We start from the raw sequence: 17,279 nt of genomic DNA on the forward strand, positions 1-17,279 counted from the left end.
GTAGAATTTCTCATTAATTGAAATATTCAATATATTAATAACAACCATGTCAATTTTGAATACATTTATTATTCTATACTTTTCACAATCCTTATATAATAATCACCCATTGCCTAAGAAAAAAACTGCCCATTAAAAATAAACAGAAAAGACAAATAATATTTCAAGACCTAAACAATGTAATGAGAAGCTATTATTTATCAAAAAAATTCTAAATTTAATAGTGTGTTTTTTCTATCCGTTAGTGAATACCCTTTTGCGGAAATAACGACGATTAAGGCAGATGCGATCCAAAAACTATGATGAATATATTAATCAAAAAATGAACCTAATTCACGGATAAACATACATGTAAAAAAGGCGGAGACGAGCACAGAAACACAGCGGTGATATCAGCTAACACACCCGATATAAGCGTAGCAAAATGCGTTAACCAACAATAATAATTGTTCTATATATTCAGTTTCTGATTACCCAGGAATCTTATTCTTAAGTACTAATACATCAAAACGTATAATCCATATTGGTTGTGATACTAATAGTAATAATGAAAAAGTTGTAGTACCTTAAAAGTAATTAACCTGTACTGCGAACATTTCTACACCATCTTTTATTAACTAATTAACATATTCCTTTTTATATGTTTTGATATCCATCATTCAGGTGCATAATATGTAAGTAATAACTATGTTTTAATTTTATAAGCTATGATAATGAGTAAAAGACTTTACCTTTGAGAATAGAATGAATAGAGATTAATTTTCCAATGTAAATAAATAGTTATTACTTTATTTAATATTAATAAGTATTAATATCACAACCACATGAAATAAGCTCATATTCTGTAGGTCCGAATAACTTACATTCTTTTTTAAACAGTATAACATCAGAACCAACCGGACAAAAAACACTCGACTTGATAGGAACATTCACTGCTTTTTCACTGTCTTCTGGTATAACTTTTAAAACTAATTCTCGCTCTTCAGTTTCAAACTTTGAGAACGTTTCTGTTACTTCACCAGCAACAGAATCAATGTCATAAGTCTTTTCAGCAACGAAAAAAAGAGCCCCAGCCAAACCTGCAAAAGATAAAAACAAAAAGGCAACAAATACCTTCTCATTGTATAACTGGCTCATCAATCGTTTTCTCAAAATACGTAACCCTATAACAAACTCTCTTTGAGCAATGCCTTACAATTTAGCATTTTAGGCCCCTCAAATTAAGCTATTTTATGTCTAGAATCTTATAAAAAATGAAAACAAATGAATAAACACTCAAAAATAATCAGCATCAGTACTTTAACCCATTGTTATAACAAGGATAAAAAATAATGACACCCAGTTAACACAGTTTGACATAACCCTTACTTTTTTACTGGGAAATGGATAGTTTCACCTTCAGCAGTTAAAATTTCTATCACTTTAGGCGTACCATCTGATGCAAGATATAACTCTCCTATTGCACTTCGATTCACCAATCTGTGCGCGCCTGTAATATCAGGATCACGCTTTTCAATCAGCAATTTCTTACGCTTGGTAAACCAGTTTAACGGGGAATGAGGACTATATAATGCTCTATCCATTGCATCACAAAAGCGTAATAACCGATTAGGGAATTCATTTTTTAAACCACTACACGTGATCTGATAAATATGAAATTTACCTTTGTGGTTACGAAGCGTTATGTCATAAGCAAAAGAATAATGAACATCACCAGATAAAATAATAAATTGAGTCGGTGTTTTGGTATGGGTAAAAATACTCAATAGCGTATTGGCAGAGCCCGGATGCGCCATCCAGTTTTCTGCATCAACAAGCAACGGTTGCCCTATCCATGTCATCATTCGTTGCAATGTTTCAATAAACTTTACACCGAACATTGGTGCGGCAGAGACAATAATCACCGCTGGTTCATGTAATAATTCCTGTTGAAACTCAATCATGGCTTCCCAATCCATTAACCCTGATGGACGGTTATCATTCGATTCTGAACGCCAACGTCGAGTACGCGTATCTAATACCACCATTTTGGGTGTAGTTGAAATGGTATAGTGCCACTGCTCAAACTGATTTAGCCGCGCAATAAATGCATCTTGTGTTTGATTGCAGGGCTCAGCAAAGTAGCGCTTGGCGTCATCAAGGAACGGCTGTTCAAATTTCTCGGGAGCATTGCCCCACGCCTGACATAGCCAGTAACTCATGAGTGCATTACCAATAATTCGGCGTGAAAATAAGTTATTAAACGCTGCAGTTTCCCAGCGACGATTAAGCATATAATCATCCGTCACATCATGATCATCGAAAATCATATACGTCGGAATATGTGCAAACAAACGCTGAACTTGCGGTAGACCTTGAACAAAATCATCCATAATATGGCTTTCTTGGTGCCATTGTTGCTGCCATTTAGGCGCAATTTGTACCCCACCACAGGTGAAATTCTGTTTCTCGAACCGTTTACGATCAACCCACCCCCACAAAGTTGGTGACCATACCAGTAGATACATTGCAAAATATTCACTAAAACTGATCAGATGATTTTCACATTCTCGCGAGCTAAAAATAGGCACCACACGCTCAGGCAATAATTTACCTAACCATGTTTGAGTATCAATATACGTCGGTAATAATTTATCTCGTCCATATAAATGATAAGGACTCTGATACAAGGCTTCTGTATCTGCAATGCTAGTCTGTTCAAACGTTTCAGAGGGTAAACCTAGCAATTGGATCACTTGTTCAATCGCATCAAGTGTTGGACCTGCAACATGATCAGCGTAAATTTGATCACCACTCATCATTAATAAACTTGGGCGTTCAAGAATGGGTTGCTCAGCCACTTTACTATCTGCTACCACTAAGCTGTCTTTGCTTGGATAATGAGGGTTACGACAAGAACCATGTAACACATAATCGGCTCTAGTGTTGATCACTATGTTGATCATGGATTCATTATCGTAGGTTAATGACGGAATTAAATCGGTTAAAAGCCCTTGCTGGGTATCAAGCTGGTAAGCAAGTGGAGTATTAACTGCAAATTCACCTTCAAACTGTGCGAGTACAACCCATGCATGTTTACCAATTTGAATTTGATGTTCATCTGCAATAATGGCTTGGTAGCAAGGATTATCATCACCTTGTTGATATAAGTAAAAAGTAGCATCCAATCGTTCCGTGGTCACAAACCATAGTACTAATTGCGTTGCTGTCGCTTTCCGTAAAATAGGACCGGCAATAATAAGTGGTAAGGATGATGCTGGTGCTTCTTTAGACATTTACTTCTCAACTCGCGCGTAATAATTCAGTGTCATTCACTGCGATACCATCAAAACAACAATAGATAATCAAACTTAATCTATTGAGTAAACATTTTCTTTAGTTCTTGCTGAATCCATTTTATAACGGGCCCTGTCGCTCGATCACGGCGTTTAACAACGCCCATTTCAATCCATTGCGAAGCGGGAATATTTTCCATCGACAGTTTTACAACCCCTTCGGAGAAAAAGTCATATGTAAAAACATGATCAGGCACAAATGCCCAGCCCATATTTCTCAATACAAACGAGGTGATTGAATAGTAGCTGTCAATTTGCCAATAATTTGCGGATAACGCTTCACTGTGGTGGCGTCCACTTCGATCGCAAATTAATAGTTGACGGTGCTGGCTTAATTGCTGCACTGTGGGTGCTGAAATTTGTGCTAATGAATGATTTTTCCCCACAATTAATGATGAATTAAATTCACAAATTGGTGTAAATTCTAAACTACTCGGCAAAGTTTTACTGAAAAATAATATGCCAATATCCGCCATTTTTTCATCTACACGGCTTGCTATATCATCTTTCGAGCCATTAATAATGGTTAATTTCACCAATGGAAATGTCTCAGAAATACGTTGAAAGAAATCTTCAAAAGCGGTTAATGGTGATGCTTCATCCATTGCGATGGTCAGGGTAACTTCTTCACCTTGCGTTAACGTCAATGCCCGAGATTGTAACCGTTCACATTGGGCTAATACGACCTTTGCTTCTTCATACATTTGCTGACCTTCAGGGGTCAGGATTGGTAATCTGGCACTTCGATCGAATAATTCAAACCCTAAATCTGCTTCTAAGTTACTAATTGCAGTACTGATCCGTGACTGTGCTTTTCCTAACCGCCGAGCGGCTGCCGAAAAAGAGCCTTGTTGTACTGAAATAACAAAAGCATTGAGTTGATCTAATGTCCAATCCATAAATCAATCCATCCGATAATCAGATATATAATATCTTTGAGCAATCTAACATACGGATATAATACAGCGATTCCCACCAACTGAATAGCCTGTGGGTAGACCATTTTATGAGAATATTTATGCACAGTAATGAACCGATGCCGTCGTCGAGCAATATATCTAAAAACTTTTGGCGTTATACCATCCCTTCTATTGCAGCAATGATGGTTAATGGACTCTATCAAATTGTTGATGGGATCTTTGTCGGCCACTACGTTGGCTACCAAGGCTTAGCCGCAATTAATATGGCATGGCCGATAACATTTGTATTATCAGGCTTAGGCTTGATGGTTGGTATTGGCAGCGGGACGCTAATTTCAATCGCCCGCGGTGAACAAAATGAGCTTAATGCTCAGCGCGCTTTTAATACCGGTTTGATCCTAACTTTTATTATTAGCTGTCTTTCATTTGCTGCGTTTACATTGTTTGGCGACTATTTTTTACAACTTCAAGGGGCGCAACAAAACATTAAGCACCTTGCTTTAGACTATGTTTCTACTTTTGGTAATGCAGCCTTTATTACTGTATTGGCAGGCGCAATGCCAATGTTGATCCGAAATGATGAAAGCCCAAAAATCGCAACCATGTTATTAGTAATAGGCGCACTGACTAACATTCTTCTTGATTATGTGTTTTTAGGATTAATGGGTTGGGAATTGAAAGGTGCTGCCATTGCGACTTTGATCGCACAAGGTATTACCTGTGTTGGTGGCTTGATTTATTTTCGCTCTCAATACTCGACTTTAAAACTAAAAATTTCACTGCCTGATTTTTCATTGTCAGAAAGTAAAAAGATCATGGTGTTAGGCTTATCAGCACTGATCATGTACCTCTATGGTAGTTTTGTTGTCGCACTACACAATTATCAATTCATGATATATGGCACAGAATTAACCGTTGGCGCTTTTGCTATTGTCGGCTACATGATGACAATGTACTACTTGGTAGCAGAAGGTATTGGTGAAGGTTTGCAACCGCCAGTAAGTTACTACTTCGGTGCGAAACAACCGCAAAATATCCGAAAAACGTTAATATTAGCCATGAAAACAACGGTGATTGCAGGTATCGCTTGGTTCTTGTTACTGACAAGCTTCCCATCAACTTTGATCAGTTTGTTTAACAGCAGCAACAGCGCGCTGACATTAGAGGCGACCCAAGGTATTCGTTTACATCTGTTTGCAATATTTTTAGATGGCTTTATTGTCTTGGCAACAATGTACTTTATGTCGGTGAATCAAGCGTCAAAAGCATTAGTGATCTCAATTAGTAACATGCTAATACAACTACCGTTTTTGTATTTCTTACCAAAATTACTTGGCGTTGTTGGTGTATGGTTAACCATGCCAATATCCACTATAGTATTGAGCTGTATTGTTGCGGTTATTGTTTGGCGTGATATCAATAAACGTTGTAAGCCGCTTGATTCACTAGAAAATCAAGCTCCCCTGATCGATTAATAAGTAAAGCAACCGGCAATAAAAACGCATCAGATCGATAACCGCTCTGATGCGTTTTATTTTTCACTACAAATCTTTAAATCCATTTAAGGTCAGATTTAAGACAGTGTTTGTTTTATCCATGCTGAAATATCCTCAATTTGAGGCATGCAAACCTGATGCTCCATGGGGTATGTACGCCAGTGCGGTTTAAATCCCGCCTTAATGACATCATCTCGTGCCATTTCACCTAATTTAGGAATAACAACGGGATCATAAGAGCCATGCATAATTTCAATCGGCATATTACGATTCACATCGCTATATTGAATTACCTCTGCAGTTGGGAAATAAGTTGATAGTGCCAATATTCCCGCTAATGGCTTGGAGTAGCTTAATCCTGCTTGATAAACTACCGCACCGCCTTGTGAAAATCCCGCAAGAATAATACGTTCAGAAGGAATGCCACGACTAATTTCACGTTCGACAAGATCTATTACCTTTTGAGCAGATTCCATCAGTTGTGCTTCATTAATTTTACGATATGTATCTAATGAAATAATGTCATACCATGCTGGCATTAAGGCATTACCATTAATGGTGACATTCAGCGTCGGTGAGTGAGGAAATATAAAACGTATTGGCGATGTTTCTTCTAACTGTAAATGCGGTAACAAAGCCTCAAAATCATGGCCATTAGAGCCTAAACCATGTAACCAAATAACACTGGCTGTCGCGGGCACATTGGGTTCTATTTCAACACTCGCTAAATAATCCATTTTCCTATCCTTATTCTTTTCCAAATACAGACACGCAGTTACATTGCTGATTTTACTGCGCGAGATAAGCGAACAGCTGCCATTTTAGGATCCGCGCTTGGATCATCAAAGAAACGGCTTACAACATCAATGATTGCACTTTGAACATCACTGGATGTCGCTAAATTATGCGAAAAACTGGGGACAAGCGCATTGTTTTTTGCTGCAACCTTAAATGCTTTCATTGAGGCTAATGAACAAGAGTCAAATCCCTTTAACGATACATCCTGACGGATCGGGATCGAACCTTTATATAAACTAAAAGCTCGTTGAAATGGCTTGGTTAATAATATTTGCGCTAAATCTTGTTGTGCTATTTCATCTTCTTCGTTACTTTTTAATTTGAAAAAAGTAATAGTATCAAGATTATAAGAAAACATACCTTGTGTTCCCGGTACAGGTACGCATAAATAATCCTTACCTGCAATTTTGTGTTCGCTAGTGAACTCGCCTTTTGCCCAATCTCCCATTATTTGCATTGCGGCTTTGTCATGCATAAGCATTTCGGTGGCTTGGTTCCAACGACGCCCTTTTGCATTTGGATCTATATACTGTCGCATCTTTTTGAACTGACGGAACACCTCAACCATCTTATCACTACTAAGCTCAGTTAAATCTAAATCAACAAACGCTTTCGTATAATCTCTTGCGCCAAGTACGCTTAACGCCACCGCTTCGAACAAAGTCGCATCTTGCCAAGACTCGCCACCATGAGCTAATGGGATATAACCTGCCGCTTTGATTTTGTCAGCCGCCACATAAAATTCAGCTAAGGTTGTGGGTACTTTTGCGCCTGCAAGTTTAAATATATGTGGATTGATCCATAGCCAATTGACACGATGTAAAGTTACTGGTGCTGCCACATAATGGCCGTCATATTTTATCAACTGAAGATCATTAACGATTTGCTGCACTTCAGGTAATAACACGTTATCCCAATGCTCTTGTTCTGCAACTTTATCAAGTGATGTTAGAAAGCCTAAACGTCCCCACTCTTGAATGTCTTGCCCTTTTAACTGTGCCGCGGTGGGTGGATTCCCCGATATTGCCCGCATTTTTAGGACGGTCATCGCACTTTGGCCACCACCACCGGCAATGGCAAAATCTTTCCAGTGATGCCCTTTCGTTTCCATTTTCTCTTTTAAAACTTGAATCGCTTTAGATTCGCCTTTTGACGTCCACCAATGCAATACTTCAACAGTCCCTTCTGCAAAAGCTGGCTGACAAACAAGCAGTAATAAGGCGCAGAGACGCCATTGCTTGATATTCATTTTCATCTTATATCCGACAATAACATTAAGCATTTTTTAATAACCGAGGAAGTACAACAGTCACTAACAACCCACCTTTAATACTGTTTTTGATCGTTAACTGACCACCATGAGCTCGTACGATATTGCGTGAAATTCCCATCCCAAGCCCATGCCCCGTATTATCGGTCGCTAAGCGAACATAGGGTTCAAATACCGTTTTTAGCTTTGTATCAGGGATCCCTTGTCCCTTATCACTAATGGTGATGATCAGTTTATCTGGACTATCAATGACATTTATCGTCACGCTGTGTCCATATTTCACACCATTATCGATTAAGTTACTTAAACAACGTTTTAAAGCTAACGGTTTTGCCATAATCGGCAAAATAGGGTGTTGAGGTAAACGAACTTTGGTGTCTTTATGATTATGATGTTCAGCAATACTATTTAATAAAAGTTCGACATCAATGGTCACCAAATTCTCATGTAAATCGGTATCTTTTACACACTGTAGCGCCCCTTTCACCATGATTTCGAGTTCATCGAGATCGTGATTAAATTTATCAATTTTTTCATCATCATCGATCAATTCTGCACGTAACCGTAAGCGAGTAATCGGCGTTTTTAAATCATGTGATATAGAGGAAAATAGCTGTTCACGATCTTCAATATATTTTCTTAAACGCAACTGCATTCGATTAAATGCTTGCGTTGCCATCACTAATTCACTCGCCCCTTGCTCTTTTAATGGCGGCTGGTAAATATCAAGACTTAACGCGTTAGCAGCATCCGCCAATTGTTTTAATGGTCGTGTTTGTCGTCTTACCATGATGTAAGTAAACAGCAGTAATAAAACGGTACTAAAGGTTAGGAATATAATTTGCTGGCGCGTAATAATCTCATCTTTTAGCATCATATAAGGGGCAGGCAATAACGCTGCAATATATAACCACTGACCTTTATCAAGCTCTATTTGCACCACTAAAATAGGGGGATTAAGTGGCTCTAAACTTAGCGTATTATGTACCCAAGAACGCGGTAGATCTGACAGCAAAATATCATTTTTTAATACATGCAGCGTTTCTGGTCGTGAAAACTCAACCTGAATATTACTAAGGGTAGGTAATTTTTCATGTAACACCGTTTTAAAAACTGACACTGCCATTTCTTTTTGTTCAGTATTTTTAATTGGCTTAATATTGATTTCTTGATCATTAAACGATACAAAAAACCGTGTCCCGCCCATATTGCGCAACTGCTCTAATACAATATGGCGATATTCTAGCGGCAATGATTGAAAGAAATTCACTGTCGATGCAAACATGGTTGCCATGCTCGCAGATGTTGATTGCAACCCCTCTAAATCTCGTTTTTTTGATTGGGTGTACCAAATGCCTGTTGCGATCACTTGAGCAAGAAAGACGGCCAACAAAGTTAACCATAAAGTACGTGAAACCAATGATTTAGGCCACAATGATTTCCATTTCATAATTCAATATCTACCTATCTCAAGATATTAAAAAAGTGTGGCTATCACCACACTTAATATTATTTCTCTATAATGTGGCTAACTTTACACATGGTCGTTATAACGAACATCGGCAGTAAATATATAACCGTTACCACGACTGGTTTTAATTAAACGCTGAGTACGACCTTTGTCGCCTAAACGGTTACGTAAACGACTTAATGCGACATCAATACCACGCTCTGACGGTTGTGCATCTCTTCCTCGAGTCGCACATGAAATAGTATCGCGATCTAAAATTTGATTCGGTCTCGATAGAAATAGCATCAACAATGAATAATCACCACTTGTTAACTCAAACGCTTCATTATTAAGTACATTCACTAAACGATGTGCTGTGGTATCTAAACGCCAATTAGAAAAACTAATAAATTTTGCACTAGGGTTAGAATGTTGGTTATCTGACACTTTGCTACGGCGTAATATCGCTTTAATACGAGCTAACAGCTGTCTAGGACTAAAGGGTTTGGCGATATAGTCATCGGCTCCAATTTCAAGTCCTATGATTTGATCCATCTCTTCAGAAACAGCCGTCAACATAATAATAGGGACATCTGACTTTTTGCGAATATGCTGACATAAGGTAAACCCATCATCACCAGGCATCATGATATCGAGAAGAATCAAATCTGGATATCCACCAGCAAGGCAACGTTTCATTTCCTCGCCTTCCGCGGCAGTTTGGACTTCAAAACCGTTCTTGGTTAAGTACTCCTCCAGTAGTTCACGGATTTCTTTATCATCATCAACGACGAGGATTTGTTTAGAGATACTCATGTCTTTTGCTCACCATACGACATTAGACTATTTCTCGCTTTTAATCAGCGAATGCATTGAGAAATAGAGCGAATATAGGCTATTTACTATTTCGTGTATTTGACCACTATTTAAAAAAAATGTCAGCAATTTGCGCTATCCATGACGCATTATCGGTACCTTGTTAACATATTTAATACCTTACAACGAAAAAACCAGTGGTAATTACTAATAAAAGCAATAACACACTGGTTATATTTTTATCGCCAATCAATGGTAAGAAAAGCTGACTTAAGCGACTTTAGATTCTACTTTTTTAATGACTTCAACATTTTTATCTGATGCCGCGTCATTTGCATGATCACTCAATACTTCAGCCAATGTTGAACGAGACAATCGCCCTGTTACCTGTCCATCAGCATCCACTACTGGCAGTGGATGATCACTATCTAAAGTCTCAGGGATCACGGTTTCAAGTAGCGCATCAGTTGAAACTGCTGGGACATCTTCGAGCATTGAAGCGTCTATTGCATTAGCATAATCAGATTCTTTTACACTCTCTAATTTCTCTTGCGTGATGACCCCTTGATAACCTTGATTATCAACGTAATACGCGAAATCATCTTTTACTTTACGCATTTCAGCAACAGCTTCGCCAATCGTTTCAGAAGAGATACGAACAACTTGTGGCTTCATAACCGTTTCAACCGTCAGTGCACGAGCACGGTTAACGTCTTTCACAAACGCTTCGACATAGTCGTCAGCTGGGTTTAATAAGATATCAACAGGTTTACCCTGCTGCACTAATACCCCATCTCGTAAAATGGCAATACGATCGCCTAACCGTAATGCTTCATCTAAATCGTGGGTAATAAAGACAATTGTTTTATGTAACTTTTCTTGTAACTCAATAAGCTGATCTTGCATTTCACTACGGATCAAAGGATCAAGTGCAGAGAATGCTTCATCCATTAATAGAATTTCAGCATCAGTACATAATGCGCGAGCTAAACCAACACGTTGTTGCTGACCACCAGAAAGATTTGCTGGGTAGCTATTTTCATATCCCGTCAAACCAACAGTCGCTAACCACTCTTTCGCTTTGGCTTGCCATGCGCTTTTACTCAGTCCCTGTACTTGCAACCCATAGCCAACATTTTGTAAAACCGTGCGATGCGGCATTAAACCAAAGCGTTGAAAAACCATCGACATTTTATGACGGCGAAAATCCTGAAGCTGCTTTTCATTGAGTGACATAACATCTGTCCCTTCAATTTCAATGACCCCTTCAGTTGGATCAATCAAGCGATTAAAGTGACGGATCAGGGTTGATTTACCAGAACCTGATAGACCCATAATCACAAAAATTTCACCCGGGTAAATATCTAAGTTGATATCGCTTAATCCAACCGTATGACCGGTTTTCGCTAAAATGTCATCTTTAGATGCACCATCTTTCACTTGTTGAACAACTTTTTTTGCTTTTGGACCGAACACTTTATAGAGGTTTTTCACTCTAATGAGGGGATCCTGCTTTGATAATGAACTCATGATCGACCTCCTAAGTGTTGCTGTGTACGTTTAGCATAGCTTTGTGATATACGATCAAAAATAATTGCGAGCGCAACAATCGCTAAGCCGTTTAATAAACCTAAGGTGAAATACTGGTTGGTAATCGATTTTAATACCGGTTGACCTAACCCTTTCACACCAATCATTGAAGCAATAACAACCATCGCAAGTGCCATCATGATGGTTTGGTTTATTCCTGCCATAATATTAGGCATTGCCAGTGGGATCTGCACTCCAAATAAGCGCTGCATTGGGCTTGCGCCATAGGCTGTGGCTGCCTCCAGCACTTCTTCATCAACCAAACGAATACCAAGGTTGGTTAAGCGAATAACAGGTGGGACAGAATAAATAACAACAGCGATTAAGCCTGGAATTTTACCAAGACCGAGTAACATAACAACGGGGATCAAATAAACAAAGGCTGGCATAGTCTGCATCACATCAAGTAGTGGTGTGACAACCCGCTGAACCTTCTCAGAACGTGCCATAGCAATACCTATTGGTATTCCGATCCCTATGGCAACCATCGTAGAAACTAAAATAATACTCATGGTTCGCATGGTATTATCCCACATACCAAACACACCGATGAAACCAAAAGACAACACGACACCAAGTGATAATTTCCACGATCGGCTTGCGACGAAAGCAATCGCTGCCAATACCGCAATCACTATCCACCAAGGAGTGGCGAGTAAAAGTTTTTCAAACCAGATAAGAAAAGAAAGAAGAGGATCGAAGAAGCCTTCGATTGTGTCGCCATATTCACGAGAAAAAGAACGATAAGCACCGTCCAACGTTTTTCGAATTTCAACTAGCTGAGCACGCTCAAGCTGCGGAAATTCAGTTAACCATGATTTATCTGACATAACTGTTATCCATACATACTACTTTTATTCCCCACTTACGCTATATCCTTAGCGAAGTGGCTACAGTGGTAGTTAGCTACCACTGTAGACGTACAGCTTACAAATCAGCTAAAGCACCACGTACTTTATCTGCAACTTCAGGAGAAACCCACTTCACCCAAATATCTTCGTGATTCGTTAGAATCTCTTCCATTACGGTTTCGCCATCAGCTTGGTTATCTTCCATCCACGCTAAAAGGCTATTCATTTGTGCATTAGTAAAAGAACGTTGACCTAGGTATTTCACCGCTTCAGGTGCACGTTTCGCAAACGAAGTGGTAATAACGGTATCGACTTCTGACGGTGGGTACATAGAAACTTTCGGATCAACACATTCAGGCTTGGTTAAACACTCTTTAAAGTACTTCGCATCAACGCCTGAGCCAAAGTCCACTTTTACCATTTTGTATTTACCTAACACCGCTGTCGGTGCCCAGTAATAACCAAACCATGCTTCACCACGCTCATAAGCTTTAGCAATTGAACCTGAAAGGCCTGCACCTGAACCTGGATCAATAAGATCAAACCCTGCATCTTCAAGTTTTAGTGCTTCGAATAGGTTACCAGCAGAAATCTGGCAGTTCCAACCTGCTGGACAATTATAAAATGCTGCTTTTTCAGGATCTTCTGGGTGAGTGAAAAGTTTGGCATTCTTCTTAATGCCCGCAATAGTCGCTAGGCTTGGATCTTTTTTCACCATGTATTCTGGAACCCAAAAGCCTTCTTCACCACCATCAGAAAAGCTCGTACCTGCATATTGGATACGCCCTTCTTCAACACCACGATCTAACGCGGCTTTCATCGAATTACTCCAAAATTCAGGTGCAATATCCGGTTCGCCCTTCTCAACCATTGATGTACCAGTCGGCATCGTATCGCCAGGAACAAGATCCGTTTCACAACCATACCCATGCTGTAAAATGAAACTGTCGACGTTGGCTAATAATGTTGCTGAGTTCCAATTCATATCAGCAATAGTGACTTTTCCACATTCACTTGCATGAACTTGAGATGCTGACATTGCTGATAGCAATACCGTCGCAGCCAGAAGCTTTCGCATAAATATTATCCTTATCATTTATATCGAATCGGTCAGCGCAAACGAGTAAAAAACAATTTTTCTGTGCGCTAATAACTACTCAAAAGGCAATTTATTGTGCCAATTTATTTAGTAGTCTAAACAAATTAAACTAAAAACACCAAGTTTATTAACAATAAATAATTATTTGGTAACAATTTTTAATAATACATTAATGCTTATTACATTCATAAACTTGTCAGCGATTAATGATCAAAAGAACGCTTATTAAACATTATTCTTATCGTTTTCGGCGCTCAATTTGCTTATGATGAAAACCGTTTTAATTCTGTAATGGGTAGAATGATGTATAAATTAGTTGCGCTTGATATGGACGGTACTCTTCTGAGTTCTGACGGTACGATTTCCCAAGAAAATAAAGCTGCAATTTCAGCGGCTCGCAAGCAAGGGGTATCAATTGTGTTAGCGTCAGGACGCCCTTTAGAAGGGATGACATGGGCACTAAACGAACTAGAAATGACAGGCAGTAATGACTTTGTTTTAAGTTACAATGCTTCACTCGTTCAACGCGTCTCTAATAAAGAGATTATTCGTAGCGAAACATTAACGGGTTTGGACGCTAAAAACATTGCTTCACTGGCTCATGAGCTTGGTGTTCATGTTCATGCATTTACTCGTCGTCAAGGCCTGATTACACCAGAAAATAACTATTACACTGATCATGAAGCAAAAATTAATGGTCTTGAAATTACTGTTGAAGACTTTGCAACACTAGAAAATGACGAAGAAGTGATGAAAGTAATGATAATCGATGAACCTGATCGCCTATCAGCCGCCATTGCTCAATTACCAAAAGCGTTTTATCAATCCTACACGATTGTACAAAGTGCTCCCTTTTTTCTTGAATTTATGAATCCAAATAGTAATAAAGGTGTAGGTGTTGAAGCGCTAGCAGAATACTTAGACATCAAACAAAGTGAAGTTATTTGTATGGGGGATGCCGGCAATGATCACCATATGATTGAGTATGCTGGTCTTGGTGTTGCAATGGGAAATGCAACAGAAGAAACGAAAGCTATCGCTAATTTTATTACTGACACTAACAATAATGCAGGTGTTGCCAAAGTTATTCAGCAGTTTATTTTAGATAAATAACAAAAAAATCGCTATTTCTAAATCAGAAATAGCGATTTATTCAAATTATTTTTGAGGAAATAATTAGTTAGCTAAAGCAACGGCTTTTACATCAATCGTACGCTCAGACCAATCTTTGTCTACTTCGCCACGGATCTTAAGTTTCGTTGATGGTGTTGCATTCACGCCGTTCCAATCATTATGATCGATTTCAACTTTGATTTCACCGGTATTGTCTTTAAACATGTAATCATCATTACCCAGTGAAGTTGTGATGTAACCTGTTAATTCAACAGCCGCGTCATCTTGTGCATTTTTAACTTGGCTAATTGTCTTAATAACAGGTGTTACTGAAGGACCAGTGAACCCACCGTGAGCAGGTTGTGCCGGTGCAGCGGTAGTTGCAGCAAACGCTGACGTTGAAAGAAGAAAAGCAGAAACAACTAATAATTTTTTCATCACGTTAATCCGATGTTATGAATATTATATTACGGTTGACAATAAGTGTTATTGCTAAAGCAAATATACACCACCATTCAATAACTACAAATAAGTATTTACTTTCCCAACCTATTTCTTAAAGGGATTATATCATGCTATATATCAAATAAACGTGAAGTAATATTGTAAATATCGAGATATCTTTTTTATGAAGAATATTACTTGGCAATAGCAAACGAATTCAAAAATACATCAACAACAGTATTAATATTTTCTTCTACTTGCATACCTTCACAAGGTGGCGCTAGCTCCATGACTTGAGGCCAGAAAAATAAGCCTTGGAATAAACTCATGTAGATATTTGTTAACAAAGCGACATCTTTATCAACAATTGCTTTTTCTTCAATAGCCAATTTAAACCAATCTGCAATTGCACTGGTGCTATACAAATCTTTCACTAAGTTTTTAGCTAATTCTGGCTGGCGAATAAATTCCATTACAATAATACGAGAAAGAGAAATACCATACGTATGGTACAAGATATCAACTTCACGACGTGTAATTTCAATTAACTGTGTTTTTAATGGCATTTGTGGATCAAAATGGTATTGCACATTTTCATTCACTGAGTCTTGAATGATCTTCAATACTGAAATAAATAGCGTTTCTTTACTATCAAAATGACGATATAAAGTCCGTTTTGATACTTCAGCAACCTGTGAAATTCTATCCATATTGGCAGCAATAAATCCATGTTCGATAAATTCTGCTTTTGCTGCCGCAATAATTGCTAAATGTTTACGTTCTGTTTGCTTCATTGATTCACTGCCTATTTTCACCGCCTGTGATCCTAATCTAACATTTTGTCACAAAAAAGTACACTTAGTAGTTTACAAAATACCATTCCCCCATAAAATACACCCAAAAGTTTACTTGTTATATTTCCATACAAATAAACATGTTTTCTAATTTTTATACCGTCCCATACTGATAGCGGAGAATCCGGTGAAAACTCAATCAGCAATGTCTAAAATGGCATCATTCTCATTTAGTAAACTCGCAGTGAGTTTTTCAATCGTGCTTGTCGCACTGTCAGGTTGTGGCGATAAAGAACAACAAAAACAAGTTCAAGAACCCATCATTAGCCCTGCGCTTACTGAAATTGTAAAGCCCAAAGCAAATACTAATTTGAGCTTTAACGGTGTCATTCGTTCTGCGCAACGTGCCGATTTATCATTTCAAGTTACAGGTCGAGTAAACCATATCTTTGTTAACGAAGGTGACCGTGTGACTAAAGGTCAACTATTAGCAAAGCTTGATCCCAAAGATGCCCAAACTATTTTTGCCGCTGCACAACTTGAATTAACAGATGCAAGCAAAGCTTACCAACGTGGTAAAGCCATCTATGAAAGCAGCCAAGCGATTTCTAAAAGTGATTTAGATAAACTTATTGTCCGATATAACTTGGCACAAAACCGGGTAAAAGAAGCGAAAAACAAGCTAAATTACACCCAGTTAGTTGCACCATTTAGTGGTATCATTGGACGTAAATTAATTGATAATCACGTTCAAATTCAAGCTAATAATCCGGTATTAACATTACATAATATTGATGACTTAGAAGTGGTTATTAATATTACAGACAGTGTCATGCTTGCAGGAATGACATGTAATAAAGCTGTTGCAGAGTTAAATAATAATACAGATCAATTATTACCTTTGAGTTTGCGTACCTACTCAACCCAAGCCGATCCGATCACACAAACCTTCTCTGTTGTCCTTAGTATTAACGACGACAAAGGGTTAAATCTCTTACCGGGTATGCCCGTTAAAGTTTCTCCAAACCTAGCATTGTGTCCACAAGAAAACCGAAACCCAATTATTGTTCCACTGGCATCTGTCGTTCCAGATAACAAGAGCAAACAATTTGTATGGGTGGTGAATAAAGACAATTCAGTATCAAAACGCTACATCACAGTGGGTAGTGTCAACAAAAACTGTATTACCGTTCTTAATGGCCTAACAGTTGGTGAACGTATTGTCATCGCTGGTGTATCTAAGTTGAAGCCAGGTATGGAAGTACGCCCATACACTGATAACACAAAAAATGGAGCGTAAATA

Annotated in this window: 15 protein-coding genes; 3 read left to right on the top strand and 12 right to left on the bottom strand. The window is 38.4% G+C overall.

What is annotated here, in order from left to right:
• Positions 1-798: 798 nt before the first annotated feature.
• The 3 genes from C9J38_RS10105 to C9J38_RS10115 form a co-directional block, all read right to left on the bottom strand.
• Positions 799-1,137, bottom strand: coding sequence for a hypothetical protein (locus tag C9J38_RS10105; protein ID WP_107206979.1), 339 nt, complete (start codon positions 1,135-1,137; stop codon positions 799-801).
• Positions 1,138-1,364: 227 nt separating this feature from the next.
• Positions 1,365-3,275 (bottom strand): alkaline phosphatase D family protein, encoded by a 1,911-nt coding sequence (locus C9J38_RS10110; protein ID WP_107206980.1) that lies wholly within the window; start codon positions 3,273-3,275, stop codon positions 1,365-1,367.
• An 80-nt stretch (positions 3,276-3,355) separates the two neighbouring features.
• Complete coding sequence (locus tag C9J38_RS10115) at positions 3,356-4,234, bottom strand: LysR family transcriptional regulator (protein ID WP_107206981.1); 879 nt, start codon at positions 4,232-4,234, stop codon at positions 3,356-3,358.
• Positions 4,235-4,353: 119 nt separating this feature from the next.
• On the opposite strand from C9J38_RS10115, the gene C9J38_RS10120 reads away from it, so the two are divergent.
• Positions 4,354-5,730: an MATE family efflux transporter gene (locus C9J38_RS10120; RefSeq protein ID WP_107206982.1), complete on the top strand. Its 1,377-nt coding sequence runs from the start codon at positions 4,354-4,356 to the stop codon at positions 5,728-5,730.
• A gap of 98 nt (positions 5,731-5,828) precedes the next feature.
• Here C9J38_RS10120 and C9J38_RS10125 read toward each other — a convergent pair whose 3' ends face one another.
• The 7 genes from C9J38_RS10125 to C9J38_RS10155 all read right to left on the bottom strand — a co-directional run bounded on the left by C9J38_RS10125 (position 5,829) and on the right by C9J38_RS10155 (position 13,604).
• On the bottom strand, positions 5,829-6,488 hold the full coding sequence (locus tag C9J38_RS10125; protein WP_107206983.1) for an alpha/beta hydrolase: 660 nt from the start codon (positions 6,486-6,488) through the stop codon (positions 5,829-5,831).
• A gap of 38 nt (positions 6,489-6,526) precedes the next feature.
• Positions 6,527-7,804: an ABC transporter substrate-binding protein gene (locus C9J38_RS10130; RefSeq protein WP_370444643.1), complete on the bottom strand. Its 1,278-nt coding sequence runs from the start codon at positions 7,802-7,804 to the stop codon at positions 6,527-6,529.
• Positions 7,805-7,823: 19 nt separating this feature from the next.
• Entirely contained in the window at positions 7,824-9,269 is a 1,446-nt protein-coding gene (locus C9J38_RS10135) for an ATP-binding protein (protein WP_107206984.1), read from the bottom strand.
• A gap of 84 nt (positions 9,270-9,353) precedes the next feature.
• On the bottom strand, positions 9,354-10,085 hold the full coding sequence (locus tag C9J38_RS10140) for a response regulator (RefSeq protein ID WP_107206985.1): 732 nt from the start codon (positions 10,083-10,085) through the stop codon (positions 9,354-9,356).
• A gap of 270 nt (positions 10,086-10,355) precedes the next feature.
• Entirely contained in the window at positions 10,356-11,615 is a 1,260-nt protein-coding gene (locus C9J38_RS10145; RefSeq protein WP_107206986.1) for a glycine betaine/L-proline ABC transporter ATP-binding protein, read from the bottom strand.
• Positions 11,612-12,505 carry a proline/glycine betaine ABC transporter permease gene (locus C9J38_RS10150; RefSeq protein ID WP_005364222.1) on the bottom strand — a complete coding sequence of 298 codons (894 nt, stop codon included), beginning with the start codon at positions 12,503-12,505 and terminating at the stop codon, positions 11,612-11,614. The genes C9J38_RS10145 and C9J38_RS10150 overlap by 4 nt, the downstream gene beginning before the upstream one ends.
• Positions 12,506-12,602: 97 nt before the next feature.
• Positions 12,603-13,604, bottom strand: coding sequence for an ABC transporter substrate-binding protein (locus C9J38_RS10155; RefSeq protein ID WP_107206987.1), 1,002 nt, complete (start codon positions 13,602-13,604; stop codon positions 12,603-12,605).
• A 324-nt stretch (positions 13,605-13,928) separates the two neighbouring features.
• Between C9J38_RS10155 and yidA the strand changes: the two genes are divergently transcribed.
• Positions 13,929-14,738, top strand: a complete 810-nt coding sequence (yidA, locus tag C9J38_RS10160) for a sugar-phosphatase (protein WP_107206988.1) — start codon at positions 13,929-13,931, stop codon at positions 14,736-14,738.
• Between the two features lie 63 nt (positions 14,739-14,801).
• Here the strand turns inward: yidA and C9J38_RS10165 are convergent, their stop codons facing one another.
• Together C9J38_RS10165 and C9J38_RS10170 are read right to left on the bottom strand one after the other, a co-directional pair.
• The gene (locus C9J38_RS10165) at positions 14,802-15,176 is read right to left on the bottom strand and encodes a YgiW/YdeI family stress tolerance OB fold protein (protein WP_107206989.1); all 375 of its coding nucleotides are present in this window, start codon (positions 15,174-15,176) and stop codon (positions 14,802-14,804) included.
• Positions 15,177-15,376: 200 nt separating this feature from the next.
• Positions 15,377-15,976, bottom strand: a complete 600-nt coding sequence (locus tag C9J38_RS10170; protein WP_107207113.1) for a TetR/AcrR family transcriptional regulator — start codon at positions 15,974-15,976, stop codon at positions 15,377-15,379.
• Positions 15,977-16,163: 187 nt separating this feature from the next.
• On the opposite strand from C9J38_RS10170, the gene C9J38_RS10175 reads away from it, so the two are divergent.
• Positions 16,164-17,276 (top strand): efflux RND transporter periplasmic adaptor subunit, encoded by a 1,113-nt coding sequence (locus C9J38_RS10175; RefSeq protein WP_370444644.1) that lies wholly within the window; start codon positions 16,164-16,166, stop codon positions 17,274-17,276.
• The last annotated feature ends 3 nt before the right edge of the window (positions 17,277-17,279 follow it).

Source organism: Photobacterium sp. GB-210 (genome assembly GCF_003026075.1).
In the GTDB taxonomy this organism is placed as follows: Bacteria; Pseudomonadota; Gammaproteobacteria; order Enterobacterales; family Vibrionaceae; genus Photobacterium.

Coding starts and splice junctions, on each gene's coding strand:
- C9J38_RS10155 (WP_107206987.1), bottom strand. CDS start 13,604: ATGCGAAAGCTTCTGGCTGCGACGGTATTGCTATCAGCAATGTCAGCA.
- C9J38_RS10110 (WP_107206980.1), bottom strand. CDS start 3,275: ATGTCTAAAGAAGCACCAGCATCATCCTTACCACTTATTATTGCCGGT.
- C9J38_RS10140 (WP_107206985.1), bottom strand. CDS start 10,085: ATGAGTATCTCTAAACAAATCCTCGTCGTTGATGATGATAAAGAAATC.
- C9J38_RS10170 (WP_107207113.1), bottom strand. CDS start 15,976: ATGAAGCAAACAGAACGTAAACATTTAGCAATTATTGCGGCAGCAAAA.
- C9J38_RS10145 (WP_107206986.1), bottom strand. CDS start 11,615: ATGAGTTCATTATCAAAGCAGGATCCCCTCATTAGAGTGAAAAACCTC.
- C9J38_RS10165 (WP_107206989.1), bottom strand. CDS start 15,176: ATGAAAAAATTATTAGTTGTTTCTGCTTTTCTTCTTTCAACGTCAGCG.
- C9J38_RS10105 (WP_107206979.1), bottom strand. CDS start 1,137: ATGAGCCAGTTATACAATGAGAAGGTATTTGTTGCCTTTTTGTTTTTA.
- C9J38_RS10150 (WP_005364222.1), bottom strand. CDS start 12,505: ATGTCAGATAAATCATGGTTAACTGAATTTCCGCAGCTTGAGCGTGCT.
- C9J38_RS10115 (WP_107206981.1), bottom strand. CDS start 4,234: ATGGATTGGACATTAGATCAACTCAATGCTTTTGTTATTTCAGTACAA.
- C9J38_RS10130 (WP_370444643.1), bottom strand. CDS start 7,804: ATGAAAATGAATATCAAGCAATGGCGTCTCTGCGCCTTATTACTGCTT.
- C9J38_RS10120 (WP_107206982.1), top strand. CDS start 4,354: ATGCACAGTAATGAACCGATGCCGTCGTCGAGCAATATATCTAAAAAC.
- C9J38_RS10125 (WP_107206983.1), bottom strand. CDS start 6,488: ATGGATTATTTAGCGAGTGTTGAAATAGAACCCAATGTGCCCGCGACA.
- yidA (WP_107206988.1), top strand. CDS start 13,929: ATGTATAAATTAGTTGCGCTTGATATGGACGGTACTCTTCTGAGTTCT.
- C9J38_RS10135 (WP_107206984.1), bottom strand. CDS start 9,269: ATGAAATGGAAATCATTGTGGCCTAAATCATTGGTTTCACGTACTTTA.